At 65.9% G+C, this 26,606-nt stretch carries 22 protein-coding genes and 3 pseudogenes; 4 read left to right on the plus strand and 21 right to left on the minus strand.

The features are described from left to right. Positions 1 to 7: 7 nt before the first annotated feature. Positions 8 to 169 carry a hypothetical protein gene (locus ACIQJT_RS35280; protein WP_402649830.1) on the minus strand — a complete coding sequence of 54 codons (162 nt, stop codon included), beginning with the start codon at positions 167 to 169 and terminating at the stop codon, positions 8 to 10. A 242-nt stretch (positions 170 to 411) separates the two neighbouring features. Here ACIQJT_RS35280 and ACIQJT_RS35285 point away from each other — a divergent pair, with 242 nt between their 5' ends. Continuing rightward, entirely contained in the window at positions 412 to 1,113 is a 702-nt protein-coding gene (locus tag ACIQJT_RS35285) for a class I SAM-dependent methyltransferase (protein ID WP_402649831.1), read from the plus strand. 15 nt (positions 1,114 to 1,128) lie between these two features. Here ACIQJT_RS35285 and ACIQJT_RS35290 read toward each other — a convergent pair. Beyond that, positions 1,129 to 2,315: pseudogene (locus tag ACIQJT_RS35290) on the minus strand (IS256 family transposase). A 747-nt stretch (positions 2,316 to 3,062) separates the two neighbouring features. Between ACIQJT_RS35290 and ACIQJT_RS35295 the strand changes: the two are divergent. Continuing rightward, positions 3,063 to 3,518 carry a hypothetical protein gene (locus ACIQJT_RS35295; RefSeq protein ID WP_402649832.1) on the plus strand — a complete coding sequence of 152 codons (456 nt, stop codon included), beginning with the start codon at positions 3,063 to 3,065 and terminating at the stop codon, positions 3,516 to 3,518. Between the two features lie 587 nt (positions 3,519 to 4,105). On the opposite strand, the gene ACIQJT_RS35300 is transcribed toward ACIQJT_RS35295, so the two are convergent. The 15 genes from ACIQJT_RS35300 to ACIQJT_RS35370 all read right to left on the minus strand — a co-directional run bounded on the left by ACIQJT_RS35300 (position 4,106) and on the right by ACIQJT_RS35370 (position 21,137). Then, entirely contained in the window at positions 4,106 to 4,831 is a 726-nt protein-coding gene (locus ACIQJT_RS35300; protein ID WP_402649917.1) for a YcnI family protein, read from the minus strand. A 16-nt stretch (positions 4,832 to 4,847) separates the two neighbouring features. After that, complete coding sequence (locus tag ACIQJT_RS35305) at positions 4,848 to 6,431, minus strand: beta-propeller fold lactonase family protein (RefSeq protein WP_402649833.1); 1,584 nt, start codon at positions 6,429 to 6,431, stop codon at positions 4,848 to 4,850. 104 nt (positions 6,432 to 6,535) lie between these two features. Beyond that, positions 6,536 to 7,183: a hypothetical protein gene (locus ACIQJT_RS35310; protein WP_402649834.1), complete on the minus strand. Its 648-nt coding sequence runs from the start codon at positions 7,181 to 7,183 to the stop codon at positions 6,536 to 6,538. Further along, positions 7,168 to 7,779 carry a sigma-70 family RNA polymerase sigma factor gene (locus tag ACIQJT_RS35315; RefSeq protein ID WP_402649835.1) on the minus strand — a complete coding sequence of 204 codons (612 nt, stop codon included), beginning with the start codon at positions 7,777 to 7,779 and terminating at the stop codon, positions 7,168 to 7,170. Before ACIQJT_RS35315 ends, ACIQJT_RS35310 begins: the two co-directional genes overlap by 16 nt. A gap of 577 nt (positions 7,780 to 8,356) precedes the next feature. Next, positions 8,357 to 8,785, minus strand: a complete 429-nt coding sequence (locus ACIQJT_RS35320; RefSeq protein ID WP_402649918.1) for an EamA family transporter — start codon at positions 8,783 to 8,785, stop codon at positions 8,357 to 8,359. A gap of 275 nt (positions 8,786 to 9,060) precedes the next feature. Next, positions 9,061 to 9,303, minus strand: a complete 243-nt coding sequence (locus ACIQJT_RS35325) for an EamA family transporter (RefSeq protein WP_402649836.1) — start codon at positions 9,301 to 9,303, stop codon at positions 9,061 to 9,063. Positions 9,304 to 9,650: 347 nt separating this feature from the next. After that, positions 9,651 to 10,787 (minus strand): glycosyltransferase, encoded by a 1,137-nt coding sequence (locus ACIQJT_RS35330; protein ID WP_402649837.1) that lies wholly within the window; start codon positions 10,785 to 10,787, stop codon positions 9,651 to 9,653. A gap of 584 nt (positions 10,788 to 11,371) precedes the next feature. Next, positions 11,372 to 12,133, minus strand: a complete 762-nt coding sequence (locus ACIQJT_RS35335) for an ABC transporter ATP-binding protein (protein WP_402649838.1) — start codon at positions 12,131 to 12,133, stop codon at positions 11,372 to 11,374. After that, positions 12,130 to 13,959: a branched-chain amino acid ABC transporter ATP-binding protein/permease gene (locus ACIQJT_RS35340; RefSeq protein WP_402649839.1), complete on the minus strand. Its 1,830-nt coding sequence runs from the start codon at positions 13,957 to 13,959 to the stop codon at positions 12,130 to 12,132. The genes ACIQJT_RS35335 and ACIQJT_RS35340 overlap by 4 nt, the downstream gene beginning before the upstream one ends. Beyond that, on the minus strand, positions 13,956 to 14,840 hold the full coding sequence (locus ACIQJT_RS35345) for a branched-chain amino acid ABC transporter permease (protein WP_402649840.1): 885 nt from the start codon (positions 14,838 to 14,840) through the stop codon (positions 13,956 to 13,958). The genes ACIQJT_RS35340 and ACIQJT_RS35345 overlap by 4 nt, the downstream gene beginning before the upstream one ends. Positions 14,841 to 14,886: 46 nt before the next feature. Continuing rightward, positions 14,887 to 16,119, minus strand: a complete 1,233-nt coding sequence (locus tag ACIQJT_RS35350) for an amino acid ABC transporter substrate-binding protein (protein WP_402649919.1) — start codon at positions 16,117 to 16,119, stop codon at positions 14,887 to 14,889. Positions 16,120 to 17,194: 1,075 nt separating this feature from the next. Beyond that, a complete protein-coding gene (locus ACIQJT_RS35355) occupies positions 17,195 to 17,974 on the minus strand; it encodes an SURF1 family protein (RefSeq protein WP_402649841.1) in 780 nt (259 codons plus the stop codon). A gap of 630 nt (positions 17,975 to 18,604) precedes the next feature. Further along, positions 18,605 to 19,288, minus strand: a complete 684-nt coding sequence (locus ACIQJT_RS35360; protein WP_402649842.1) for an ABC transporter ATP-binding protein — start codon at positions 19,286 to 19,288, stop codon at positions 18,605 to 18,607. A gap of 37 nt (positions 19,289 to 19,325) precedes the next feature. Further along, positions 19,326 to 20,759, minus strand: a complete 1,434-nt coding sequence (locus ACIQJT_RS35365; RefSeq protein ID WP_402649843.1) for an ABC transporter permease — start codon at positions 20,757 to 20,759, stop codon at positions 19,326 to 19,328. A gap of 45 nt (positions 20,760 to 20,804) precedes the next feature. Then, positions 20,805 to 21,137, minus strand: a complete 333-nt coding sequence (locus ACIQJT_RS35370) for a hypothetical protein (RefSeq protein WP_402649844.1) — start codon at positions 21,135 to 21,137, stop codon at positions 20,805 to 20,807. Positions 21,138 to 22,195: 1,058 nt separating this feature from the next. Here ACIQJT_RS35370 and ACIQJT_RS35375 point away from each other — a divergent pair. Next, on the plus strand, positions 22,196 to 22,852 hold the full coding sequence (locus ACIQJT_RS35375; RefSeq protein ID WP_402649845.1) for a class I SAM-dependent methyltransferase: 657 nt from the start codon (positions 22,196 to 22,198) through the stop codon (positions 22,850 to 22,852). Between the two features lie 88 nt (positions 22,853 to 22,940). Here the strand turns inward: ACIQJT_RS35375 and ACIQJT_RS35380 are convergent, their stop codons facing one another. Then, a complete protein-coding gene (locus tag ACIQJT_RS35380; RefSeq protein WP_402649846.1) occupies positions 22,941 to 23,612 on the minus strand; it encodes a hypothetical protein in 672 nt (223 codons plus the stop codon). 184 nt (positions 23,613 to 23,796) lie between these two features. On the opposite strand from ACIQJT_RS35380, the pseudogene ACIQJT_RS35385 reads away from it, so the two are divergent. Further along, positions 23,797 to 24,614: pseudogene (locus ACIQJT_RS35385) on the plus strand (IS5 family transposase). Here the strand turns inward: ACIQJT_RS35385 and ACIQJT_RS35390 are convergent. The 3 genes and pseudogenes from ACIQJT_RS35390 to ACIQJT_RS35400 form a co-directional block, all read right to left on the minus strand. Next, positions 24,583 to 25,135 (minus strand): annotated as a pseudogene (locus tag ACIQJT_RS35390) (DUF6192 family protein). The pseudogenes ACIQJT_RS35385 and ACIQJT_RS35390 sit on opposite strands and share 32 nt — an antisense overlap. Positions 25,136 to 25,209: 74 nt before the next feature. Further along, complete coding sequence (locus ACIQJT_RS35395; RefSeq protein ID WP_402649847.1) at positions 25,210 to 25,608, minus strand: DUF6192 family protein; 399 nt, start codon at positions 25,606 to 25,608, stop codon at positions 25,210 to 25,212. A gap of 150 nt (positions 25,609 to 25,758) precedes the next feature. Beyond that, positions 25,759 to 26,598, minus strand: a complete 840-nt coding sequence (locus tag ACIQJT_RS35400) for a helix-turn-helix transcriptional regulator (protein ID WP_402649848.1) — start codon at positions 26,596 to 26,598, stop codon at positions 25,759 to 25,761. Positions 26,599 to 26,606: the final 8 nt, after the last annotated feature.

Raw genomic sequence — 26,606 nt, forward strand, 5'->3', positions numbered from 1 at the left:
AGGTCCCCTACCCGATGATGTGCCCGCTCGGCGCGCCCCGCCGGTGTTCACCCGGTCTCATGCCGTTCGCGCCGGCGTGCAGCTGGACGTACTGGGGAGCGTCCTGGTCGAGAAGTATCCCGGCGACGCAGCTGGTCTCGCGGTACTTCGCGGACAGCTCTGGATACATCTTGACTGCGATCGAAATGCAGGCCCGCTGCCACGCTCCTGCCATGCCCCACCCCCGATCCCTTTCATCTGGACCGGATTGCAGTTGATCGGGTTCGTGTATGCACTGGCGTAGTCAGGCAGGGCAGTTGAAGTCAGGCCGAAAAGTTGACGAGCAATTGTCAAGACCTGTGGATCACAGCGTGCCGGCCCGGTGATCAGAATTGGGTCGCCTGTGGGGGCAAGTGGTCGTAGCGTCCGCCCATGGACTGGGGCACCTGGCACGATCAGTACGACGTGGCCGACTCGTGGATGGCGCGACGACTGCGGGCAGTTCAAGCACAGGTTCGCGCTGCCCTGTCTGATGCCCCTGCGGGTGGGTTGAAGGTGATCAGCCTCTGCGCTGGCGACGGCCGCGATCTTCTGGACGTTCTGGCCGATCACCCCCGCCGCGGCTCTGTGAGGACGAGGCTTGTCGAGCTGGACCCGCGTAACACTGAGGCTGCTGCAGAAAGGGCTGGCCGGGCCGGCTTGCGGCAGGTTGAGGTTGTGACCGGCGACGCCTCGCTCGTCGACCATTACGAGGACCTGGCCCCCGCGGACCTCGTCCTCATCTGTGGAGTCTTCGGCAACATCACCGACGCCGACATGGAGCGCACCATCGCGGCCTGCAATCAACTGTGCAGGACCGGCGGCACCGTCATCTGGACCCGACATCGCGCCGCGCCCGACCGGGTACCGCTGATCTGCGAATGGTTCGAAGCGCAAGACTTCGAATTGCGGTGGCTATCGGCAGCAGACGTGGGCTTCGGGGTCGGTGCGCACCGGTTCGTCGGAGCACCTCAACCTCTGCGCCGCGGCACCCGTCTGTTCGAGTTCGTGGGCTACGACGTGCTGCGCCAGACCGTGGCAGCGGAATCTCCCGGCCGTAACGTGCCCACGCCGCGTGACCAAGCCGAGTTGTAGTCGGGTGGGGCGCGCTCAGGCGACGGCGGCCTCGGACCGCTCGGCCAGGACGCCGTTCTCGAACCTCGTGCCGGCGCGGACCAGGGGCACCAGGCGCGCTCCAGCGATCGCGCGCCAGCGGGCCGGGCGGACTCGACGAGCTTGAACACCAGCGCGAGGGCTGCGGCGGGGTTACCCGAACCGCGAGTGAACTTGGTGCGCAGCTTGACCGTGGAGAACGTTGACTCGATCGGGTTGGTGGTCCGCAGGTGGATACGGTGCTCGGCCGGGAAGTCGTAGAACGCCAGGAGTTCCTCGGCTTCGTCGGTGATCTTTGCCACGGCTTTGGGCCCATTCGCGCCGTAAGTCTTGGCGAACGCCTCAATCGCTTTCTCCGCGTGAGCGCGGTCATCAGCGTTGTAGTCCTTCGTCGCGGTTGCGCACGGCTGAGTGGATTTCGGAAGACGGTCCGTGACATTGCGGGCCTTGTGCACCCGGCACCGCTGATGGCGGGCAGTCGGGAACACCTCGGCCAGCGGCTTCCACAGCCCCATCGCACCGTCACCGACGACCAGCTCAGGGCCACGCACGCCGCGCCTGCGGCAGTCGCGCAGCAGGTCGGCCCATGACTCGGTCGACTCGCGCAGGCCCTCGGCCAGCGCGATCAGCTCCTTGCTGCCGCCCAACCGCACCCCGAGCAGGACCAGCACGCACGAGTGCGCCTGTCCGAGCCGGACCTCGGGGTGTACGCCATCGGCCCACACGTACACGTAGTCGCGGTCCGACAGGTCCCGGTCAGAGAAGGCGGCGTGGTCCTCCTGCCACTGCTTCGTCAGCCGGGTCTCGGTAGCTGCGGACAGGCCCTACGCCCCGCCGAGGAACTGCTCCAGCGCCGGGACAAAGTCGCCGGAAAATGGCCCGTGCAGATATAGCAGCGGCATCACCTCAGAGATCTTCGGTGACTTGCGGCACCAGGGCGGCAGGATCTCGGAGGAGGACCGCTTCCGCTCCCCGGTGGCCTCATCGATTCGGCGGTCGTTCACCCGAGGAGCCTTCACCTCCACCGGCCCAGCTGCGGTCCGTCTCGCCCGCCAACTCGGCTACGTGCTCGTTGACTTCGGCTTCCAAGGCGGCGGCAAGCATTCGGCGCGCGCCCCGCGCACGACCTCGTCGATCAGGGAGCCGGGTTCGGTGGAGCCTTCGCCGGTGACTACGCTGGGAATGGGCGTGCCTTCCCGATTCGCGCCGCGGAGGCGGGCCCAGCAACCCGACCTGCGCAAACTCCCCACCACGTTCGAATTGCCGCCCTTGCCAAGCCAATGCATGAACACGCGTGAGCAAGCGTTCACCACGGCGCGAGGTTGCTTCGCCACCGCTCTGGGGCTTTCCGACCCTCAACCGATTCGACCCCTGCGGCAACCTGATGCCTAGGGGTCGGCGATCCCACCTCGCCACCCGCGCGCCGTCCGCTCACCAGCGGCATTTGCCGAGGAACCCGATCCTCCGAGGAGGCCGCGGTTGTCCGCGACCGCCGGCAGTCGGCACCCCTTGGGGGGCCTTCACCTTGGCACAGGTAAGGAACTATGGTTTCCTCAACTTAGATACTGCGGTGTCTACTGATCGGGCCTGGCGTCGTTCGAACTGCGGACCTGCGACGCCGTAGCGCCTTGGCCATCAGTTGGTGGCAAGGGTGTGTGCCTGACCGACGACAGCCGCGATGCCCGTCCTGAGGCAGCTGGTGGGAGGCGCGTGAGACAGCTCCAGGTCCCCGCGGCCGCACGACAACCTTGAGCTTGAGGACGGTCGGCCAGTTTGGGGAGTCCGCGGGGAGGAGCCCGGTCCAACCCGCTCTTTGATCTCGAGTCCGAGCCAAACGCGCATCCTGCCGGAGAACCTGGTCGCCCGTAGGACCGGATCTATCCAGAGAGCGATCGACAGTGACCGCTCGGCTCAGCACGCTAAAGAGAACGATGGAGGACGAAGCCATGGAGCCCACGCATCAGGTTGCCGCCCCGACGGTTCATTTCAACCATCCCCAGGTTCGGCGAGCCTTCAGGCAGACGAAGACCCTTCTCGCTGCTTACGGCGCACTGAGCACTGCGGTCCTGATAGTGGTTGCCATCCTCGCCCTGACTGAAAAGCAAACAACCCCGTTCATGTGGGTTCGGTCTGTCGGAGTTCTTGCAAGCGCAGGGCTGGCCTTCCTACTGGTCGCCCGGGCCTCCAGGGGAGCACATCGGGCTTATCAACGCCTGCGTTTCATCTCAATCGGCATTCCGTCCCTGAGCATTGCTATCGATCTGATCCCCGGGATGTGTCCGCTGTGGTTCGCCGCCATGCAGGCTGTGGGCGCTCTTTCAATCGCGGGAGCCGCGATTATTCTGAATGGATCTCAATTGCGTTCAGTTTTCTTTAAGTTGCATTGATCCTGGCGAATGGGTCAGGGGTTCCAGCCGCTGAATGAGGAGAGCGCCCTCGGCGGTCTTCGGCGAGGGCGGCGGAGTGTTCATCGTCGACAACACCCTCCCTCGGCCGAGCCCTGGCGGACCGCGAGCCCTACCTGCCCAAGTCCCGGACGGACGATCGTGAGCACTGCCGCGCCCCCTACATCTCCGATGAACGACCCTTCGCCACCAAACCAGAGCTGGCCAGGGTCATCGTGCCGCGCGCACTTCCCAGTCGCAGGTCACCCTCGCCGATACGAGACCAAGGGCACCCTTTGACATGCTGACTGCAAGTACCGCAGCCGCCCGCCGTGTTGACAGCAATGACTCACGAGGCAGCGACACCAACCCGCCGATGAACAGGACGAATTCGCAGGCGACGGGCAGACGATCGGCGACTAGCTCATCCCGCTGAGTACCTGATGGCGAAGGCGGTGGCCGCTGCCTCGTCCACGTTCGCGGCCGCAGCCTTCGGTTGGCGAGGGCCGGCGCGGGATCAGCGTTCGCGAAGCGGTGAGGCAAGGGCTGGCCCCTGCCTCACCGCTCGTCATACGGTCAGATCCGCACCGCTACTGGGTTCCCGTTCTGTCGGGGTTTCCGCGGCGCAGGACGACCACCGCGCCTGCACCCAGGACGGCGGTGCCGGCAACAGTCCACGAGATCCATGGCACCCTGCCTACGCCTTCTTCGTGGGCGGCAGCCACTGGGGCGGGGGACGCCGTGGCAGTCGGCGTTTGCTGCGCCGATTCCTCCTGACGGATCAGTTCGGCTTTGGCTGAGGCAGCATCAAGGACGAGTACGGGCGCCGGAAAGTCTGGTTCCTTGCCGCCTGTCTGCCGCTCATTCCAGTTCACGACCGACCCGTCCGAGTAGGTCTGGGCCACATCGAAAGCGATGCTTGCCCTCTTCGGGAGCGGCCCCACCTGCATGTCAAAGTAGCGGTGGTCGTCCGGCTTGATCTCGTGGCCCGCGGCAGCCGTCCAAATGATGTGGGTTGCCCTGTCGGTAGGGGATACGCCCTCTTTCCATGTCCATCCCGAAGCCGGCGGCACAGAAGCGGGCACGACTCCCCTGGGGAGTGCGACGTCAACACGGACGGTGGTGACGTCCGCTTTCTCGGAGGGGACCCGGAATTGCAGGGTGGCCGGGCTTCCCTCCTTGGCGCCCTCGGAGAACACCCGCACGTGTGCCGAGGCGGTCCCCGCGAACAGCAGGAGCGTTCCCGCAGCAGTTCCCAGCACCGCCGCTGCCCGGCGTGCGCTACAGATGGAGCGGATGCGAGATAGGCGTGTCATGGTGGCGTGAAGCCTTTCAGCAGCAGTCACAGTACAGAAGGTCGGCAGCCTCAACGGCGCTGTCCGACCCGGGGTGCATGGAAGCGACCGCCGAAGACAACCGGGCCAGCGTCTGGGCGGTGGCCTTGCCCTCGGAGGTGAGGGATACGCTCACCCCGGTGAAGTTGGCGAAAGCCAGGACCTGCGGGGCGTTGCCTGCGGAGTCTGTGGTGAACGACAGCAGAGGAATCTTGCTGCCGTCCTTCTGGACCACGTACGCCTGGTAGGTGGTGGTTGCCTGAAGGCCGCGGGCTTGGAGCTGGATCATGTCGAGCCCGCTCACCGGCCTGACGGTGGCCTCCAGCTGACGGCCCGTGTTGTCGGGACGCATGGTCTCGCCCGCCGTTCCGTCGGGCAGGGCGGTGGGCACGTTGCGCGGCGAGTTACCGAGTCCCTGGCGCCCGAGATTGGCGGCGGATCCGGCGGGCGCCGCGTTGGGCACGTATACCAAGGCCTGGGGCTCCTGGCCGGTGCTGACGGTGTCGATGACCTTGTTGGTGGCAGTGTCGATGACGTCGACCGCGTCGGACTTCTCCATGCCCACGTACATGCGGGTGCCGTCCCCACTGGGCCACAGGCCGTGTGGCGCATGCCCGGTGTCGTGGATGCGCGTCATCAGCTGCGGTGTGCCACCGGGGTTGCGGCGGTAGACCAGGGTCTGGTCGAGGCCGCCCACAGTCAGATAGGCGAACGAGCCATTCTTCGTGTCGGCGAAGTTGGGGTGGTTCGTGTCCGGCCCAGTCTTCAGCACGGCGGCGACCTTGCGGTGCTCGAGATCGATAACACTGGTCATGCCGACACGCTTGTGCGCGGCCCACAGCTCCTTGCCATCGGGCGAGATCGCCTCGTCGGAAGAGAAGGTGTCCCCAAGGCCCTTGATGGTGTAGCTGACCTTGTGAGTGCGGACATTGACCACCGTGATCTCGGGTGCGCTGATGTGGTTGATGTAGGCGGTCTTGCCGTCGGGGCTGAGGACGACCTTGGAGGGTCCGTCGCCGACCTTAATGTTGGTGACCACGCCGCCGTGGACCGCGTCGACGACGGTGACCGTGTCCCGACCGCGGTCTGCAACCCAGAACTGCTTGCCGTCCGCGGTGAAGGTGCCCTCGTGGGAGGCACGGCCAACGTCAGTTTCGTTGATCACCTTGTTGGTGGCGGTGTCGATGATGTCGACGGTGTTGCTTGTGACGCTCACGACACCCAGGCGCGTGTCATCACGAGAGAAGGCCAGACCATGCACGCCCACGTTGTCGGTGTACTGCGGGCTGAGGGTGGCCCCCAGACGCTGCGCACCGAGAGCGATCGTACCCAGCGTCTTGTTGGTGGACGGGTCGATGACCGTGACTGTGTTGGATGTCTGGTCAGCGGTGTACACGCGGTCGCGGCCCGAGACCGGCACGGACACCGATGTGCCGTCGCCAGCAGTGGTCGTCACTCCGCTGCTCCGACTGGAAGCAGAGGCAGACGTGTCGGCCTGGGCGATACTCACCGCTCCGAGGGCTGCGGCACCGATGCCCGTCAGCACTGCCGCGGCTCGCGCAGTCTTTTTGATGGAAATCACTAACAAACCTCCATATAAGGTGCACCTCTGAGGCGCGTTGAGGGGGCCGTGCACGCTGCCGGCCTGATTCGGGTGGTCTAGGTCGGGGCGGTAATCGCCCCGAGTCAGGTGCTGGGGTGTGGTCCCACAGGGGTTTGGGCGATGAAGTGCCCGTCCGCATCCTGGACGTAGAGCGTGGTGATGGTGTCCTTGCGCATGGCCGTGGTCAGCCTGACACGCATGGGGGCATTACTTTGGTCGCTCGCCTGCACGCTTCCAGCCTGGAGCCGTTCACCACGGGCGTTGCCTGTCATCAGCCGGTAGGTGCTGCCGTCCTCCAGCCCGGACAGCGCCACCGGGATTTCGGTGCCCCAAGGGTGCGCAACCATCTCGCCGTCCTGAGCGACGTGGACCGAGGTGGCCGATGTATGGGAGTCGTTGCCGGAGGTGGCCACGACCGTTGAGAAGGCTGCGCACGCTGCCAGCACCAAAGATGCGATTCCCGCCGCCGCCCGACGGCGGACGCGTCCCTGCTTGCGCGTCGGGGCTGCAGCAGGCGATGTCTGGCCAGTCTTGAAGCCGTACGCGACGTGGGGGGAGTCCGCACGCTCGAAGGTGCGCATGACCCTGCGCACTCCTTCCGCTTCCTCGGAGCATCCTTTGCACGACGCCACGTGGCGGGCGAGAGGGGCGGGCAAGGGCCTGCCCAGCAGCAGGAGTTCGGTGACCTCCTCGCGGATCGCACTGCAGAAGTCGTTCATGGTGCCAGCCATCCGTTCTCATCGAGAATGCCGCGCAGTGCCCGGATGCCGTGGTAGAGCCGGCTACGAGCACTGGAAGCCGCAAGGCCCAGGTCATCGGCCACGTCGGCGCAGGTCCTGCCCAGGAAGTACACCTGGATGATCACCTCCCGGTGCTCGGGCCTGAGCCTGCCCAGGGCTTCGCGCAGCTCTATCCGCGCAAGCAACTGGTCGTAGGGATCGATCTCTCCCGCTACCGTGGCCTGCTCTGCATGGTCTGCTTGGGCCATGGGCGGCCGGGCCTCCCGGCGCCGGCGTGCGTCGACGATCGCGTTGCGGGCAATGGAGTAGAGCCAGGTCCGCAGGCTGCTGCGCTTGCTGTCGAAAGAATCCGAAGCACGCCAGGCCCGCAGAAATACCTCCTGCACGACCTCCTCCGCCAACTGCGGGTCATCGAGCTGGTTATGAGCGAAGCCCAGAAGTTCGCCGCCATACTCGTGATAGGCAGCTCGCACCCCGGCTTCACTATTCAATGAAGCGGCTTCAGCCTTTTTCCGCCAGACGTGCCATGTCCGGACGCCCACTACGAGCACCTGCCATTTCCGGCATGCCATGTGTTCATCCGGCATCCTCCGATTGGCCTTGCTGATTGCGCGAAGGGATACGCAGCGGAACAAAGCAACGTTGCCACCTCTACATGTGACCTGAGTCACGCCTCGCGGATGGGTGGGCGCCACGTGATCCCACGGCGCTCGACCGGCACGCGTGGCGTGGCGCTTGCTGCACTGGGGCGCAGCACCAGGGCAAAGAGGTGCAGCCTGGGGAGGTAAGCCCTTGCCGTCCTTGTAGCCTCCACCGGTGTGCGGAGCCGCCCTGGCATTCGGCTGCAAGTTGGCCGAGGGCGTCGAGGCCTCGGGCGTAGGTGGCCGCCGTTTGGTCATCGGCGGCGTGGACATCCACACCGACCGGTTCCAGACTCGAAAGGGCGGTTCGCGGTGTAGGCACCGCCGATCGCGTCGTACAGTCGCGCTCTTTCACGGAAAGTCGGTGAACACCCGAAGTTTCGAGCAGGCCCCGCGCTCCGGGCAGACGAGGTGCCCGGATAATCGATGGACGGCGATCACCGGTTGGTTTCCTCGGAGAGCAGCCGCTGCTTCCTTCCGGCTGGTATACGTGAAGGAGATGCTCTCCGGAGGCATCTGGAGCTCAGGATTGTTCTGCCTCACTGGACACGTCCGACTTGCCAGTTGTCGCAACGGAGGCACCATGTGCATCGGGACCATTCCTTTCCGGCACCGGAATTGACGAAGACGCTGTGTGCTTTTGTGCGGGCCGCCGGGCGGCCACGGCAGCCCCGAGGAGAATGAGCAAGGCGCCGGCCACCGCGTGTGGTGTAAGGGGTTCGCCAAGCACGACTACACCTGCCACGACGGCGGCGACGTAGGTGATGAAGGATGCCCGTGCCGGGCCCTCGGCGCCGGCCAGGGCGAAGAAGCAGGTGAAGCCGCCCGCAGTGCAGGCGGCTCCGAGCGCGGCTACTGCGAGCAGGACCCGGGCGGTGCGGTGTCGGCTCGAGGGCCCCAGCAGCGAGCAAGAGCGGGCCTGCGGCGAGGGCCAGCATGCCTGCAGTGACAGTCAGGGGCGGCACGTTGGGAAAGAGCCGGTGCATCATCAAGGCGCCCACCGCGTAGCAGGCCGCCGCGGCCAGCGCGAGTACGGGACCCCGCCCACACCTTGACCCCGAGCAGAAGGACCACGCCGAGGAAGCCGAGGGCGACGCCGGCGCGTGCGCCGCGTGCCAGGCGCTCTCATCGGCCCCAGAAGAAACTGAGCGCCCAGGATGAACAAGGGCTCGGTGGCGATGAGCACTCCTGTGAGGCCGGAGGGAACCGTACGCTCGCCTATGGCGATCAGTGTGAAAGGCGCATGACTTCTACTCTGGCGAGGAAAAACAGCGGGCGCCAGTTCTTGCCCAGCAGTTGTGGAAGGCCGCGTCGCCATGCCAACGGCAGCAGGATGACGGCTCCCAGGGTGACGCGTGCGGCCACCACGCTCACGGGCTCCAGGCCCTCCAGGGCGATGCTGATCAGGAGGTAGGGGGTCCCCCACAGGACAGCCACGGTCAGGAACAGCAGCAGGCCACGGCGACTCATCGAAAAACTCCATGCACAAGAGGGACGCAAGCCCGAGCGGGCACTGAGAACCGTACGTAGGCCTGCCCTGGTGCCGGAATGCATGGTGTGCCGTTCTATCGCTGGATGGCTCGCCATTTGTTAAGTTCGAGTGCGATGAGGGCACGGCATCCCTCGATTCCATCGACTGGCAGCTACAGGGCTGCTGCAGGAAGACGCCCGTTTCGGCTACCGCGAGCCCGCCCGCCGTGGCGACCCGGGTGCGGCGCCTGGAGAGCATGCAGGTGATCACCGGATACAGCGCACGCGTCGATGCTGCTTAAGTTCCCGGTGCCCGCGCGACCGGGTGTCGGGCGGGCAGGCGAGATTCAGGCGTAACCCGGCAACGTACGGGCCACGTCGTGCGGTGACGGCATGGCGGCCACCTCGTCGGCTATCGCCCGCGCCGCGCCGCGCACGGCCTCGTCGGTGAGCAGGTGCCGTGCCCGCTCCTCGATCGCCTCGGCGGCCACCTCGTCGCCCAACAGTCGGTCGCCCAGCCCTGCGTGGATCACCATCTCCGCGTTGATGAACTGGTCCGCACCCCGCGGCATGAGCAGCTGCGGCACGCCCGCGCCGAACGCACCCAACGTTGTCCCGCTCCCACCGTGGTGGACCACGAGGTCCACGTGCGGCATCAGTTCGGCCTGCGGCACCCACGGTTGCACCACGACGTTGTCGGGCACCTCGCCGAGCGCGTCCACCGGCACCGTCGGGCCGGCTGCCACCAGCACCCGCGTGTTCAGCACCGCCAGGCCCTCGAGCGCGGCACGCAGCACACCTACGTCGCCGAACGCTGTGCCCAACGTCAGGTACACCAACCGTTCGCGGTGCTCGGTGACCCAGGACGGCAGCACGCCGGGCTCGGAGAACGGCACCGGCCGCAGCTCGATCCGCCGCACGGGCCCGGCCATGAACTCCGGATCCTGCACCGACGGCGGGCAGATGTCGAGGTATGGGTGGCCGAGTATCCGGTCTGACGCGTCGACGCCGAGGTCCGCGGCCACCTCCGACAGGTGCTTTGCCGCGGCAATGACATTTTCGCTCCCCTGTGAGCTGCGGCCGAACCCGTGGCACAGCGCCGGCAGGCCCGCGACCTTCGCGGCCAGTCCCGCGCCCGGGTTGCCCACCTCGTGCACCACCAGGTCGGGCTTGCGGTCGGCGATGATCGGTTTGAGGTCGGCGGCGAAGCGGCGGGGCAACACCGAGCCGAACCCGAGCGCGAACCGTTCCGACGTTATGTCGTGTCCCTGATCGGGGGGCAAGGCCTCTTGCACGGCCTTGGACGCCTCCTGCATGTCCATGCCGCCGGTGATGTGCTCGATGCCCTGCGCGGTCAATACGGCAGCAAACGCTTTCCCGGTGACGAAGGTGATGTCGTGGCCGAGCTCACGGGCCGCGATCGCGAGCGGCACCAAGGGATAGGTGTGTCCGTATCCACTCAGGCTGGAAAAGAGGATCTTCACTGGTCGAGCCTAGCGCTTTCTGGGGTGGATGGGTTTTCCCATTGCGGACGTCCTCCGGAATTGAGATGACGATCACTTCGCAAAGGACGTGTCGCAATCCCTTGTGCCCGATCGTCCTGTGGAAACGGGGGTTTGCCCTGGAGTCGATGGCGAGATTGATGGATGAAGGTGCGGCGGCACCGGCGCGGTCGGCCTCGACGCACTGCTCGCTGGAGCACGTGCCACAACGCAGGCCGACGACACTCGACGAATAGACGGCAGGCACCGGTTGCCTGCCAGCAGCAGGCAACTACCGTGACATTTGCCTTAGGCGGCACAGTGGAGGCTTGAGACTCTCCGTAGAGCTCCTTTCGGGGGCGGGCGCCGCAGGACTGCGCGCGCTGCGTACACCGCGCGGGGGAAGCGGTCGCATCGCCGAACTGTCCCTCGCTGTCGTGCAATACGGGCACCAAAGCAGGTGCTGCTCAAAGCGGCGCAGGCGCAGCGGCTATACCCGCCCGTGCCGCCCCTCGAGCGGCCGGGTTCCGTGCCGTCGGCTGCCGCCCCACTGAACCATGGAGTTCTGCACGGTGCCGGGAGCGGTTTCACGGGCTCTTCTTCTCCCCGGCAACGGCCGTTTCGTCTGGCTCTGGAGTCGTCGCGGATCCGAAGAACAGGGCAGCCATGTCTGGTCGCTGCAAGAGGCTCGCGGCGCTGTCTTCCAATAGGACTCGGCCGCGTTCCATGACGACTGCGTGGGATGCGAGCTTGAGACCGAAGCGGACGTTCTGCTCGACCATGAGAACCGTCGCTCCGAGGTCCTGCATCATGCGCGTGCTGTCGAAGACGAGTTCACTCGCCTTCGGGTCCAGGCCCAAGGTGGGCTCGTCGAGGAGCACGACGCGGGGTTCCAACACGAGTGCGCGCGCGAACTCGACGATGCGGCGTTGTCCGCCGGACAGATTGGCCGCCTTCTCGCTGGCTCGCTCCCGGATAATGGGAAAGACCTGCTCCAGCTCCGCGATGCGGCGGCGCAGCCGCGGGCGATCGCGTCGGATGAGGTATCCGCCGAGCAGCATGTTTTCGTGGATCGTCAGTTCCGCGAACAGGCCCCCCTGTTGGGGGACTTGCACGATTCCCGCCGCGATGACCTGGGCAGGACTGCGTCCGCTGATGTCTTCTCCTGCGAGGGAGATGTGTCCGCTGCGAGGACGGACCAGGCCACTGATGGCACGTAGCACAGTGGACTTGCCCGCACCGTTTGGGCCGACGATGCAGGTGATGGCTCCTTCCTGCACGCTCAGGTTGACGCCCTGGAGGACATCGCCGGCGCCGTATCCGGCAATGACGGATTGCATCTCAATCATGTGTTTCCTCCGGTCATCACTGGATCGAGGACGTAGTCCTCGCCCAGGTAGGCCTCCTTGACGGCAGGGTCGGCGCTGATGTCAGTGGGGCTGCCGCACGCGAGGACTGAACCGCGGGCCAGGACGACGACCGGGTTGGAGACGGACAGGACGAAGTTCATGTCGTGCTCGACGACCAGGAAGGTCTGGCCGGCCTCGTTCAGTGCGCGGATGAGTTCGGCGAGTCGTTGGATGAGAGTCGGGTTAATGCCTGCGGCTGGCTCGTCGAGCAGGATGAGCTGGGGCTCAAGCATCAGTACCTGTGCCAGTTCCACCAGCTTGCGCTGTCCGTAGGACAGGTCGCTGGCCCGGGCATTGAGGTACTCACCCAGACCGACGAACTCCAGCAGTTCCTGTGCGCGAGCGGCCTCTCGCCCCGAAACTGCGCTGCGTGCGAGCCCGAGGAGGCTGAACTCGCCCGACGCCGCAGTGACGTTGTGCAGTACGGACAGGCTCTCGAAGAGACGTGGCAACTGGTAGGTGCGGGCGACGCCGGCGAAGGTGCGGCGTGTGCGGCCCATGTTGTCGAGGCGCTGTCCCGCGAAGTGGATCCTCCCGGAGGAGACGCGGTAGGTACCGTCGATGAGGTTGAACAAGGTGGTTTTGCCGGACCCGTTCGGACCGATCAGCGCGCTGATGGAACCCCTGGGCACTTCCATGCTGCACTTGTCCACGGCGGTCAGCGCACCGAACTTCTTGGTGACGTCGGTGATCTGGAGCAAGGGCGCGTCGCCGGAGTCCGTCGGCTGAGGGCAACGCAGGGCCGGAGTTGCAGGCAGATCCGCGCCCAGGAGCCGGCTGCCCACCGGGCTGGACTGCCCACGCGTTCTGCGAGCCTGCACCATGGTGGTGATTTGCGGGATGATTCCTCGGGGAAGAAGGAGAACTACGGCCAGCAGCAGGCCTCCGAAGAAGATCAGGCGCAGTGCGCCCGCATTTGCCCCGCCCATTTGGGTGTCGGTGACTTCTGCGAGGGGCTCGAGGATGAAGGCGCCGAGGATGGGGCCCCAAACGGTGCCACGGCCGCCGAGCATCGCTGCCAGCACCGCTTCGACACTGAGGACGATGTCGAACATGGCGCTGGGGTCCAGGGAGCTGAGGTAGTAGCCGTATATCGCGCCCGCCATGCCGACGAACACCGTGCTGGCCATGAAAGCCAGGGCCTTGTGCGCACTGGTGGTCACCCCGATGCCGGCTGCTTTGTCCTCGTCGTCGCGAATAGCGATCAGGCCAACCCCGAGCTTGCTGCGGGCGATCCACGCGGTGAGCGCGACACTGAGGATGAGCAAGGCCAGCAGAGCGTAGTAGAACGGCCAGTCCTGGCGGGACACATCCCAGGTAGGAATGGGCATCAGCAGGCCCGCGCTGCCGCCGGTCAGCGACTTGAAGTTGCGCACGACCAGGCCGGTCAGCTCTAGGAGAGCGAAGGAGACGATGACGAATGCGGCACCGCGGGTACGCCGCGTCACGAAGCCGAGTAGGAGGGCGGCAAACGCCGCGGTCACGCCGCCCAGCGGAGCCACAAGGAAGGGCGAGACACCCCATTCACGCGACAAGATCCCCGCTGTGTATGCGCCGATGCCGATGAACGCGCAGTGTCCTAGGGACACGTAACCGGTGTAACCCGACATGATGTTCCATCCGGAGGCGAGGATCGCCAGCACGAACGTCAGAATCAGCATGTTCTGGTAGTAGATGCTCCCGTTGAGCACGGGGAACGCTGCGAGCAGAGCGACGCCCGCCGCGAGAAGGGCACGGCGGCCGAGCCGGCTGGTCAGGGCACTCATGCTTGACTCCCCTCTCGGCGCAGGGTCGCGCCGAACAGCCCCTGGGGGCGCAGCAGCAGTACCGCGAGGATCAGCATGTACGGCACAGATGTGGTCCAGCTGACGCTCCAGTAGGTCGAGGTCAGCGTCTCCCCGAGTCCCAGTAGCACGGCACCGAGGGCCGCTCCGGCGAGACTCCCGAGGCCACCGAGGACCACCACACACAGCACCCGGCCGATCCAGATGTCCTGTGAGTCAGGGGTGAATTGGTAGAGAACCGAAAGAGCGGCACCACCGAAGCCGGTTGTCGCGACGCCTAGAGCGAACATCTGTGCCATGCTCTGCTCGACGTTGACGCCGATCAGCTCGGCTCCGCTGCGGCTGCTCGCGCAGGCGCGTATCGCCCGGCCGAGGAAAGTCCTGTGCAGCAAGGCGAACAGGGCGCCCAGTACGGCCAGCGCGCCGAGACAAGCGTAGAACTGGGCCTTGGGGATGGCCAGGGAACCGAGGTGGTAGGAGGTGGTGAAGTACCCAGGGGTGGAGGCGTGCGCGCTGTTGCCCCAGATGAGTGTGATCACGCCCTCGCCGACCATGGAGAACGCAAACGTCGCCACGAGGGTCAGGCCTGGGTCGATGCGCTGTACCTGCGCAACGACTGCCTTGTAGAGCAGCCAGCCGACGGCGGCCATGGGCACGCAGGCACACAGGCCAAGAAGCAGGGGGTCCAGGCCTGTCTCGTGCCACAGCCACCACGACACGTAGGCGCCGAGGACGATCATGCTTCCATGAGCCAGGTTGATCACGTTCATCACGCCGAAGATCAGCGTGAAGCCAGACGACATGAGCGCATAGACGCCGCCGACCAGGCATCCGAAGATCACAGTCTGCAGGAGGAGGGTCATGAGACCCTCCTGCCGGCCGTCAGTCCGGCAGGGAGCCGAAGGATGCTCAATTCGACCACCCGGGCTTCGTGAGGACTGCTTTCTTGGCCGTGGCTGCGCTGCTCGGGGCGACGATCTGCAGCTTCCCCGACTGCCATTGGGCAAGCAGCAGAGAGCCGGTCGGCTTGCCAGATGCCGTCCAAGACAGCGGGCCGACGATGGTCTGCACAGTGTGCGCGTGAAGCCACTGGGCGATGGCTGTCTGGTCGATCTTCCCGGCCGCGGTCACACCGGCCTGAAGGACCTGCCCGGCGGTATACGAGTTCGCCGCGTCCTCGGAGGGCGCCTCGCCGAACCTCTTCGTGTAGTCGGCGACGAACTTGGCGTTGCCTGGGAAGGGGGCTTCGGGGCTGTAGGCGAGGGCGGTGAAGATGCCCTCGGCGTTCTTCGTGCCGATGGCGGAGGGGAACTTCGGGTCAGAGGGTGAGTTGGTCTGGAAGAGCATCTTGGGGCTGAAACTGACCTTTTGGAAGGCTCGCACCAGTGACACTCCGTCGTCAGCCAGTGCTCCTTGGACCACCAGGTCGGGGGAGGCTTGCTTGATCGAGTTGGCTATTGCGTCAAAGTTTGAGGTGTCCGGAGCGTACGTGGTGTTGTAGACGGATTTGACGCCGAGAGCCGCGAGCTTCTTTTTGAAGAGAGCTGTGGCAGGCGACGTATTCGGGTCGTCCTGGGTCACGAACGCGGCGGTCTTGGGGCGTTGCGAGGCCGGTAGCGCAGCAATCTGGGCGACGAACTGGTCCGGCAGTCGCTCCGTCGTGGCCGGCTGAGCGAAGAACAGGTACTTGAAGTTGCGTGCAAAGATCGAATCGGCGCCGCCCGAAGGCTCGATGTAGACGTACTTGTTGCGCTCGGCGACCTGAGCCACTGGCAGATTCAGGAACGAGGAGAACGTGCCCAAGAGCAGGTCCACGTGGTTCTGGGCGATCAGTTTGTTGTAGTCGGCGAGTGCGGTGTTCTGCTGGAAGGCGTCGTCCAGCACGACGAGCTTGACCTTGCGTCCGAGCAGGCCACCGTGAGCGTTGAGCTCGTCGGCCCATTCCTGATAGCCCCGGTAGCCGTCCTTGGAGATGTCAGCTATCGCGCCACTGAGGGGGAGTGACATGCCGATAGTGATCGGCCCGCTCGTTGAATGGGTCGAGGTGCTGCTGCAGCCGGTTGCCGCGAGGGCGAGGGCCGCCCCCGCGCATGCCAGTTGGGTCCCGCGACGCACCGCGAGGGGGCGGGAAAGGGATCTCATGTACGGCTCCACGAGTCGTTGATCGGCCGTGCGGCGACGGCCATCAGATTGGCCTTGACCGATGTGGATCATGGCTTCGGGGGAGGGAGGGTCTTGCTTCTACGGGTCCAGGAGGCGGGGGACGCAACCTGCCCATAGGTCTTCGCGCCCGCGGTGGGGAGAGGGGTGAATCCCCTGACGTCGCGCGTGCAGACGGAGCGGACACCATTGCGGTTGATTGGGGTCGGTCTCCCGACCGCGGTGTGCCGCTTGTCGGCCGGAGGCGGTGCGGAAGTGCCGGGTTGTTAGGCGCAGGCGCCGGCATGGGGCACGGCTCGCGGACGTGAGCGCCAAATCACGGCGCCAGACTTTGATGGATGTGGTTGTGCGGCCGACAACACCCGCCTCGAGCGGAAAAGGTGGAGATTACGTATCAGGCGTGCTTGGTTGCCTGTGTCCAGGGCCGAGCGGTCGCTTTTTTCGAGAGCACAGAGAGTCGCTGGTGGCGAGCCTCTCGCATATTCGTCATCGGGTACCGGTCATTCAGGCTCGCGGCGTATCTACGGCATGTCAACGGGATGTTAATGATATATCTCATGCCTTGACCAGAAACTGGCGTGAGTTGGCTGAACGATTACTTTCCGTCTCGTGGTCGAGTGCTCACAGGGGTGGGCTCGTACTCCGAGGCTGTGCGAGCGATCTGCCACTCCGCGGCGGAGTGACGGCACTCGGCGCCTGCTGGCGCCCCTCGCTCCCGCGGATCGCCGAGCGCTTCGGGTAACGCAGGGAACGCAGGTCACCAGACGACTCGTCCACCATCGACGGCATCGACTGCCGCGGGCAGGTGTCCACGCAGGAGGCGAATACCCTGACTGTGTTCTTACGGCCTCCGCGGTTGCACAGGCTAGGCCCTCCCGGGTCGAGCAGCGGCGGGCGGCCTATGCGGACGTTCGCATCGGCTGGGCCGGTCGATCACGCCGGGAGCGGGGCGCCGGGCCCGCCAAGATCCGTGCGGGCCGTGGTAGGCGCCCGAAGCACTTTTTTCAGTCCGGGCATCAGGATGAAGCGGCGAGAGGACAGTGACCCCTTACTGACGTCAGACGGCCACGTTCTCTTCATCGACCACTAGCCCCATCCGCCTGTCTCTCGCGACCTCAACCTCGCGCCATAGCAGCCGGAACCACATGAAGACCACGAATCCAGCAAAAACGAACCACTCGCCGGTGTAGCCCAAGTTCTGGAACGCCTTCAAGTCCAGCCCGGAGTCCGCGGGCGCCGTGACAGGCACTGTGGTCATCCCGCTGTCGGCCTTGTCGAGCGTGATCCAGGCGTCGTACACGTCATACGGCACAAGGTTCACCAGAGATGCCGCGCTGATCGCCGCGGTCTGCCCTGCTGGCAGGCCCCCCTGGGCACTTACACCGTTGTCCCCCGGCGTCTCGGACGCCTGGAGGGCGCCAGTGACGGTGACCTTGCCAGCGGGCGGGGCGGGTGCTTTCGCAGTGTCGGCGGATCCCGGCAGCCAACCCCGCACCACGGGCAGCGCCTTGCCGCCATCGGTGCGCATGAGCGACAGGACGTAGTATCCGCGCTTGCCGTCAAGGTCGCGGTCCGGAACCAGCAGTTGCCTGCCGTACCGGCCAGTTGCGGTGGCCTGTCGGCCGGACGTCTCCATGTCGACGGGCAGCAGTTCTTGCAGCGGGCGGGGCGCCTCGTGCCGGTCCGTCCTGACCTGCTCCGCCGCGTCGCGGTGCTCCTGCATGCGGTCCGTGAACCGGCTCAGTTGCCAGGAGCCCATGAATATACAGACGGGAATGGCGAGTAGTACGAAGATATTGATCCCGCACCAGCGGGGCGTCAGCAGAAACCTGTACACGCCATTAAAGGTACGGCGCCGCTTGGCGGAGCCCGGCACAGGGTCGGTACCGCTCGCTGAGGTGGTCCGGCCGATCGGTCTTCGTGCAGTTCGAGTGAGGGGGCCGCTTGTGGGCGCGATCCGCTCCTCGCCCGTGAAGGATGAGAACGGGTGCATCTCTTTCGACTCCGACTGTGTGAAGTGGATCCAAGCCACCACCTGGCCCGTCTCAGCAACGAGACGCTCGGCCCTCCCCTGCCGCGTGGCGGAAGGTCCTCAAGGGAGGGGAACGTGAGGAAAACCGCTCAGCCTCGCAAGGCCGCGGCCCCGTACAGTTTCGCCTCCGGATGGGCAGTGCACAGCCTGGGAGGAGTGCTCGGACGCCAGCCCGCCTCATGCACCGGCCGGAAGGTAAAGAGCGCCGTCGCGCGGCTACGGTCGCCACTGGGACGAACGTAGCCGCGCACGTCTGCTCACGTCTTCGTGTCACTCTCCTCAGGGTGAAGTTACTGCGATGTTTTGTCTGCCGCTGTTGGGCTGCAAGCTTGGAGGCTGCTGATCACTCGGCTGAGTCGCGAGGACGCGAGGAAAGCGCTCGGGAACCGAAGGCTGTGCAGACGATGTGCGCTGTGCTGCGTTGGGCGTTGCTCCTCAGGTCCGGGCGTTTTCCGATACGGTGATCCGCCCCTTGCGGATCGTGGCCACACGCGTGGCCTTTCGAGCGATGGACGAATCGTGGGTGACCATCACGAAGGTGAGGCCCAGTTCCTTCCACATCCGGTTGAGTACGTCCATGATCTCGTCGCGTGTCGACTCGTCGAGGTTTCCGGTGGGTTCGTCGGCCAGTAGCACCTTCGGTTGCTTCACCAGGGCCCGCGCGATGGCGACTCGTTGTTGCTGGCCACCGGACATCTCACCGGGGAGATGTCCGAGTCGCTCGCCAAGTCCTACTGATGTCAGTGCCTCCGCCGCTCGCTCGCGCCGTTGCTTGGTAGGCACCCCCAGTGGAACGAGTGCGGTCTCGACGTTTTCCTGTGCGGTCAGGGTCGGGATGAGGTTGAAGGTCTGGAAGACGAAGCCGATGCGCTCGCTGCGAACTCGGGTCAGCCGGGCCTCGGGCAGTGTGGTCAGGTCGGTGCCGTCGAGGACAATCTCGCCTGCAGTGGGCCGATCCAGTCCGCCCAGCATTTGCAGCAGCGTGGACTTGCCGCCGCCGGTGGGCCCCTGAATGATGAGCCGGTCGCCGTCAGGGATGGTCAGATCGATCCCATCGAGGGCGCGGACTGTGTCCTTGCCCCGGGTGTAGTGCTTGGTGATGCCTCTGAGGTCGTACATGGTGCAACTCCTGAAAGGGGTAGGGCAAGGCGGCGTGTTATTCCACGCGGCGTAGGGCGTCCGCCGGGCGCAGCCGGGAGGCGCGCCAGCCGCCGAATCCGCCGGCGATAAGTCCGCCGCCCACGGCGAGGCCTACCGCGAGAGCGATGGTGGCGAGGCTGATGGGAGCGGTGAGTGAGACTTCTACGGTCCGGGTGGCTGCCTGGCGCACGCTGGCGAACGCACTGGAACCGCCGCTGGCCGTGTTCCCGCCCCCGCCGGCCTGGGCCTGGAGGGTCGGACTGACGACAGTAACGATGTATGCACCTACCAGCCCTATGGCGATGCCGAGGGCGCCTCCGACCAGACCGTGGATGATGGCTTCACCGACTATCTGTCGTGTGACCCGACCTGAGGTCCATCCCAGTGCCTTGAGCGTGCCGAACTCACGCACGCGGCGGGAGACGGCGGAGGATGTAAGCAGTCCGGCGACCAGGAATGCCGCTGCGAGCACGACGATGGAGAGCCACTTACCGACGCTGGTGGCGAGTGAGGCCGCGGTGGACAGTGAACCGGAGACCGTGTCGGCCAGGTCGGCAGAAGTGGTGACTGTGGTCCCTGGGATGTCCTTCTGGAGCTGGGACTTGACACTGTTGATGCGCTGCGAGTCGGTGGTCTTGACGTAGACGGTGGTGACCTTGTCCTTGACGTCGGCGAGCGTCTGCGCTTGCTTCAGCGGGAGGTACAGGTCGGCGACAGCGTCGCCGCTGTCTGCTGTGGCGATGCCAATGACCTTGTACTTGGTCTCCTTGATTTTGACCTGGCTGCCGATCTTGAGGTCCTTCTTCTTGGCGTACGCCGCGTCGGACACGAGTACCTTGGCGTCGGTTTCGGAGGCTTTGAACGTACGCCCGCTGGTGATCTTGGAAGTTGTCAGGGGGCCGAGGGCGGGTTCGCTGACGTCGGTGCCGTAGACGGAGTAGCTGTCGACGTCGAAGTTGGCGCCACCACCGCTGACCTCGCCCCGCGGGGCCTGGGGCTGGCCGTTCTGTCCCTGGCCGCCCTCCTGCTGGAACTGGCCGGGGGTGAATTCGCCGTTGACCTTGAGTACTTGGAGGCTGAGTCCGCCGACGGCGTTCGCGACCCCCTTCTTCCCTGCCACTTGGTTGACGGTGGAGCTGGCCAGGGTCTGGAAACCTTGGACCACCACACGGTCGCTGCTCTGTTCAGCCCCGGATTCGCCGTCCTGAGCGTCGAATTGGAAGCGTGGGCGTTCGGAGGTGCTGGCGTCGGGGTCGACCGCCTTGGTGACGGTCATGTCCGTGCCCAGCCCGTACAAGGACTGGAGGACCTTGTCCTGGGCTTTGCCCATGCCCGTGGACACGGAGTCGACCACGATGACCAGTGCGATCCCAAGCGCCAGACCCGAGGCGACGACGAGGGCCGCCTTTCTGCGGCGCCACAGTTCGCGCGCCAAGTATGTGAAGTACATGCCCGAAAGCTAGGAGCAGCCTCTGACCCGCTCATAAGGCTTCAGTTAGATATGCATGAGAATTTCTAAGACCGTGTTTGAGATCCACTGAGATGCCAGCCATGCGCTGCACCAGTCGAGGAAGTCCGGTCCCGAGGTCAGGCCGCCCCAGGACCGGTCGTCGAGCCAGACTTGTCCGGCGCCTGTGCCCATGATGACGAGGCGAGAGAGGGGCCCGCAGCCGATCTCGCTGAGGACCAGAGTCCCCGCGACCGAGCAGTCGGCTTCGCCTCCCGTGCCCGGCCCCCGCCAGTCCGTGGTGTCCGGGAACGGGTTGACCAGGGAGCCGGCCCGCAGGCACTCGGTCCGAAGACCGTGCAGGGCCTCTTCGTCATCCACTTCCTCTGCCAGGCCCGTGGATCGCCTCCTCCGACAGGAGCGGTTGGAGCCGTATCCGCGGTGCGAGGCACCGAAGCGGCGACCCTCAGGATCCTGCAGGGCCATCGCGGCAAACGGGAGCGGGATGGCCGCGGGGGCGACGGCAGACCATCACGCCGATCATTGCCCAGCGGATCACGGTTTCAGAGCGGGGGTGCTGCTCGTAGCCGCCGGCGAGGCGCCGGTGCACGGTGATCCACGAGAAGGTGCCGCTCGACGGCCCAGCGCTTGGGCTGGCCCTGGGGCTGCGCTGGCCTGGGGCCTTGTGCACGATCTCCAGCTCGCGGCCGGGGATAGTGCGGGCCCAGTCCACGAGGCGACCAGCGAAGCCCTGATCGGCCCAGATCTTCTGAGCTCCCAGACGGTCCAGCCGAGTCCACAGCAGCGGGTGCTTCGCCCCCTCGCGGTCCTGGATGTTCGCGGCGACAACGTGGACGGTCAGGACCAGGCCATGGCTGTCGGTCGACGATGACCCGCTTGCGACCCTTCACCTTCTTGCCCGCGTCGATTCCCCTAGCGCAGACGGGAACGGTGTCGGCAGAGTACTTGGCCAACCGCCGCCAGGCATACCCGGTGCAGACCACATAGAAGATCGCATCCACGATCCGCCGACACGAGTTGCTTCTCACGTCGCCTGCCCTTGGGACCCACCCGAGCCGGCGGCAGCAACGCCTCACCAACGCCTACTGGCACCCGCCAAATACAACGAATACCCGCCCCCTGAACCACTCTCGCCGGGCTCAACGCCCCCGCCAGTCACGGGATGCGGCAGATCTCAAACACGGCCTAAAGATCGTCTTCTGGTCTCGGGGCGCCGGATGAGGCGACGGTGGTGAGTTTCGTTTGCACAGTGATCCTGGGTCGGTTGGCAGGCCGTCGCGCTGGCACGCCGACCGCTGTCCAGGCTCAGTAGGTGTTTTTCTACTCGCTTCCTCGGTCTGCGTCCGGCAGCCCGCGAGCCAGTGATCTTTGTTCCGGAACAGGGTGTGCATGCCGCAGGGACTTGATGGACTGGGGCGATGAAGATCTTGCCCCCTCGTGTCCTGCGGGCTCTTGAACGGTTCAACGCCGCTTATTCCTGGGATCACAACGCCTACTACCACCGCTGGATCCTGAGGCAGTTGCCGAGGCGCTTCGACCGCGCCCTGGACGTCGGTTCCGGCAGCGGTGATCTTGCGAGGCTCTTGGCCGGACGAGCCGATGCTGTGCAGGCCGTCGATTCCGATCCGGTAATCACAGCCCAGGCCCAGAAACTGACTCCTTCCGAGCTTCCCGTCACCTTCACTGTCGCGGATGCAATAGCCGAGCTTCCTGCCGGCGCTTACGACGTCATCACGTGCGTCGCCACGATCCACCACCTGCCGTTCACCCTGGCCCTCACCCGTTTCCGCCGTCATCTGACTCCGGGAGGGACACTGGTGATCGTCGGCCTGTCTCGCGCCCAGACCCCCGTGGACCACTTGCTCGGTGTGGTCGCCGTTCCGGCCAACGCTGTCATGGGCTGGTTGAAGAACAAGGGGCGCCCCTCGCAGCGGCCCGTCGCCATGACGGCCCCGACTCGCTCAGCGGACATGTCCTTTGACGACATCGTCCGTGAAGCCGGAGACGTCCTCCCTGGCGCACGGCGGCGACGACGGTTGTTCTGGCGCTATACGCTTGTATGGAATCAGCCCTGAGTGGCCCGTGGCTTCCTCGACCAAGTGTCGGTGCGGGAGGGGCTCTTGCGGGTGAGACGCCGAGTCATCATGGTGATGAGCGCCCAGTTCAGGTGTGCTCGGAGTGCTGGGGCAGGCGCTCGTAGTCGCGTGAGTTGCGGCGGGCGTTCATGCACCAGCCGGTCGTCCGCTCGACTTTCCATTGCCGGGGCAGGACGACGAAGCCCTTGGTGCCTTGGGCCGGAAGACGATGCACAGGCTCAGCCAGAGCCGGTCGCGGGCCCAGTCCACGAGTTCGCCGGCATAGCCGCGGTCGGCCCAGACCTGGGTACTCCGCGGCAGGGTGAGACGCAGGCGCCAGAACACGTCGCGGGCGGCGTCGCGGTCCTGGATGTCGGTGGGCGTCGCCGTGATCAACCGGCAGGCCGAACGTGTCCACGGTGATATGTCGCTTGCGCCCGTTGATTTTCTTCGCGGCGTCGTAGCCGCGGCTGTCGAGGGTGGCGCGGACGCCGGTGAGCTGTGCGGTGGCGAGCTGGGCCCATTCGTCGTCGGGGTAGCGGGCCAGGTGCGGATCGAGCGTGGCCGTGAACACCCGGGTCAGCCGGCCGAGGATCTGCCGGAACTGCCGCTTGTCGTACTCGATCCAGTCCACTCGGTCGTCGGAGAACATGAACCCGTCCCGCCGTGTCGAGGTGATCGGGGTCAGGTTCTCGGCGACGGGTCGCGGACGTCGGATTCCCCGATCGATCTGTGCGCAGATCAGCCGGGTGGCGACCATGAGCTGGCAGGTAGCAGGCCAGCGGGGCGTGCTTCCATCAGGGCGACGCGTACCAGGTCACCGTATTGCTCGGCCAGCGGCCGGGCCTCCCGGCGTCGCGGCACGGCTACTCCTCGCCTTTAACTGGCTCTAACAAAAGCGTTTGATCATGTGACTGTCGGCTTGATCGCTCGTTGATGCGGTCATGGGGAAGCGTCAGTCGCGGCCGTGGATCGTGTCGGACGAACTGTGGTCGCTGATCGAGCCGTTGCTGCCCGAGCCTCCGCCCAAGCAGGTGGAAGGGCGGCCGCGGGTGCCCGACCGGCAGGCTCTGTGCGGGATCCTGTTCGTGCTGCACACCGGCATCCAGTGGGAGTACCTGCCCCAAGAGCTCGGCTTCGGATCCGGGATGACCTGCTGGCGGCGCCTGGCGGCCTGGAACGAGGCCGGCGTCTGGGACCAGCTGCACCGGCTGCTGCTGAACAAGTTGCGGTCGAAGAACCAGCTGGACTGGTCTCGGGCGGTGATCGACTCCTCCCACGTCCGGGCCGCACGCCGGGGCCCAAAAGCGGACCCAGCCCGGTCGACCGCGCACGACCAGGCAGCAAACACCACCTCATCACCGACGGCCAGGGCATCCCGCTCGCGGTGTCGCTGACCGGCGGAAACCGCAACGACGTCACCCAACTGCTGCCGCTGCTGGACAAGATCCCGGCCGTTGCGGGAGTCGTAGGCCGGCCGCGCAGACGGCCCGACATGCTCTTCGCCGACCGCGGCTACGACCACGACAAGTACCGCCGACTCCTGCGCCAGCGCGGCATCCAGCCCGCGATCGCCGAACGCGGCCAGCCCCACGGCACCGGCCTGGGCACCTTTCGCTGGGTCGTCGAGCGGACGATCTCCTGGCTGCACGGCTTCCGCCGCCTGCGGATCCGCTGGGAACGACGCGACGACATCCACGAGGCCTTCCTTGGACTCGCCGTCTGCCTGATCACCCACCGCCACGTCCAAAGGCTTTGTTAGCGCCAATAAGCAGCTGGACCAGCTGCTCGTCCAGAGTGAACTCCCCGTTGTCGAGGGCGCCTTCGAGCCAGTCCGCCGCGGCGCGGACCCGGCCGATCTCCCGGCGCACGGTCTCGCGCTCATCCTCGGTGAACTCCTGTTCGCGCAGCTGCGGGACCAGGCGGCCGAGCGGGGCCACGAAGCCGTGGCAGGAGCCGACCAGGTCGAGGTATTCGATGGTGTGCTCGATCGCGCGAACGGCCGGGTGCGTTCCCGGATCCGGTCACGGGTCTCGTGGGAGTTGTCGATCTGGGCGCGGTTGACGAGCATCCGGGTGGTGTCGTCCCGCATGGTCGTCCGGGCGACGGCCGGGCGGCGCAGCAGGTCGTTGGTCACCTGCTGGGCGACGGTGTCGTCCCTGGTAGCTCCGTGACGACCCGCACCCGCTCGGCCGGGGTGACGTGCTCGGTCACCGCGGGCCGCTTCAGCAGGTCGGTGGCGACCTGGGCTGCGACCTCGTCGTCCCGGGTCAGGTCGGCCACGGCTCTCCCTCCTCATCCACTGTGACCGGCCGGTCGACCCGCTGGCCGACCACCCGCTTCGCGCCGTCCGGTGTCTACTGCCGAGCCCCGGGGCGCGGGTTGAACGGCGCGTCCTCGATCGCCGCCCACCGTTCGTGCTCGTCCGCGAACGACGCAAGGATGCGGTGAACCGTGAACGACACCCCCTCCTTGCGGCGCCCTTCGGGCCAGCGGTTGGCGGTGTAACGCCAGTCCTCCACCGTCCGGCGCTCGACGCCTATGTCATCCGCGAACATCTGCAAGGACTCCGTCACGGTGAACAGGTCCTCCGTGCCGTTCGGCATCGACCCGCCCACCGCCCTCATCGGCTCGATCTCCAACGCCATGTCACCCAGGGCGAACTGCGAGCGGGCGATCTGCGCGATCAGTTCTTTCGCCTGGGTGACGAGCTGTTCGTAGCGCTGCCGGATGACGTCCCCTATCTGGTCGGCCACGTCGGCCACGATGACCACCGCCCTCGCCCGGATCCGGCCCAGCCCCCACGACGTGACCGGTCAAAGGGGCGCCCGCCCCGGTCACCGTCCACCGTGACGCGCGCGACACACCGGGGCAGCGCCCCGACTACTCCTAGGAGATGGTGAAGGCTATTGCGGAATCGTTGTCGTTGCGGCTGCTGCGGCAAGAAGGCTTAGTCCCTTGGCCGACGGTGAGCCTGGCTCGGCGTGATAGATCATTAGAGTCAGTCCGTCACTTCCGGTGACAGCGAGCTTCTCCACGAACAGTTCCAGAGAGCCAACGGCAGGATGGCTTATGTGGAAGGTGCCGCCCGTCTGCCCGCGGACATCGTGACGCTCCCACAGACTGCGGAATCGCTCGCTGCCCGCTGACAGGTCACTGACTAGGGACTGTAGATGAGGGTTGCCAAGATGCGGTGGGACGGCCAAAGACCGTAGTCCTGCGACCAGGGCACCGGTGAAAGCCTCCCACTCGGTGTAGAAGCTTCTCACTTCGGGGTCGAGAAATGCGTCCCTGAACAGGTTCCTACCCGCCTGGTAGGAAGGGCACAGAGCTTCGGCAAGAGAGTTGGCCACGTGGATGTCACCAAATTTGCCGATGACAAAGGCTGGGTTGGCCGTCCATCCGGATATGAGCTGGCGAATGCCGGGCGGCACCACTTCCAACGGCTGCCTCATTGTCTGGTGCCGGGGCATGGAGGCGAGCCTATGAAGATGGGCAGTGGCCGCGGCATCAAGCTGCAGCCCCCGTGCGAGAGAGTCGACGACCTGCTCCGAGGGATGCCGCTCACGCCCCTGCTCAAGCCGTACGTAGTACTCCAGGCTGATACCTGCCAGCTGGGCGATCTCTTGACGCCGCAGGCCAGGGACGCGCCGGCGCTCAGCAACTCCGAACCCGAGTTTTTGCGGCTGCAGCACGGCCCTGCGTGCCCGCAGGTATTCGCCAAGCGGGCCGGACTTGTTGATCAACGACCGAG

The organism is Streptomyces sp. NPDC091972, from assembly GCF_044756385.1.
Classification (GTDB): Bacteria; Actinomycetota; Actinomycetes; order Streptomycetales; family Streptomycetaceae; genus Streptomyces.

Coding starts and splice junctions, on each gene's coding strand:
- ACIQJT_RS35280 (WP_402649830.1), bottom strand. CDS start 169: ATGTATCCAGAGCTGTCCGCGAAGTACCGCGAGACCAGCTGCGTCGCC.
- ACIQJT_RS35285 (WP_402649831.1), top strand. CDS start 412: ATGGACTGGGGCACCTGGCACGATCAGTACGACGTGGCCGACTCGTGG.
- ACIQJT_RS35295 (WP_402649832.1), top strand. CDS start 3,063: ATGGAGGACGAAGCCATGGAGCCCACGCATCAGGTTGCCGCCCCGACG.
- ACIQJT_RS35300 (WP_402649917.1), bottom strand. CDS start 4,831: ATGACACGCCTATCTCGCATCCGCTCCATCTGTAGCGCACGCCGGGCA.
- ACIQJT_RS35310 (WP_402649834.1), bottom strand. CDS start 7,183: ATGGCTGGCACCATGAACGACTTCTGCAGTGCGATCCGCGAGGAGGTC.
- ACIQJT_RS35315 (WP_402649835.1), bottom strand. CDS start 7,779: ATGCCGGATGAACACATGGCATGCCGGAAATGGCAGGTGCTCGTAGTG.
- ACIQJT_RS35325 (WP_402649836.1), bottom strand. CDS start 9,303: ATGAGTCGCCGTGGCCTGCTGCTGTTCCTGACCGTGGCTGTCCTGTGG.
- ACIQJT_RS35335 (WP_402649838.1), bottom strand. CDS start 12,133: ATGATTGAGATGCAATCCGTCATTGCCGGATACGGCGCCGGCGATGTC.
- ACIQJT_RS35340 (WP_402649839.1), bottom strand. CDS start 13,959: ATGAGTGCCCTGACCAGCCGGCTCGGCCGCCGTGCCCTTCTCGCGGCG.
- ACIQJT_RS35345 (WP_402649840.1), bottom strand. CDS start 14,840: ATGACCCTCCTCCTGCAGACTGTGATCTTCGGATGCCTGGTCGGCGGC.
- ACIQJT_RS35350 (WP_402649919.1), bottom strand. CDS start 16,119: ATGAGATCCCTTTCCCGCCCCCTCGCGGTGCGTCGCGGGACCCAACTG.
- ACIQJT_RS35360 (WP_402649842.1), bottom strand. CDS start 19,288: ATGTACGACCTCAGAGGCATCACCAAGCACTACACCCGGGGCAAGGAC.
- ACIQJT_RS35365 (WP_402649843.1), bottom strand. CDS start 20,759: ATGTACTTCACATACTTGGCGCGCGAACTGTGGCGCCGCAGAAAGGCG.
- ACIQJT_RS35375 (WP_402649845.1), top strand. CDS start 22,196: ATGAAGATCTTGCCCCCTCGTGTCCTGCGGGCTCTTGAACGGTTCAAC.
- ACIQJT_RS35380 (WP_402649846.1), bottom strand. CDS start 23,612: ATGGTCGCCACCCGGCTGATCTGCGCACAGATCGATCGGGGAATCCGA.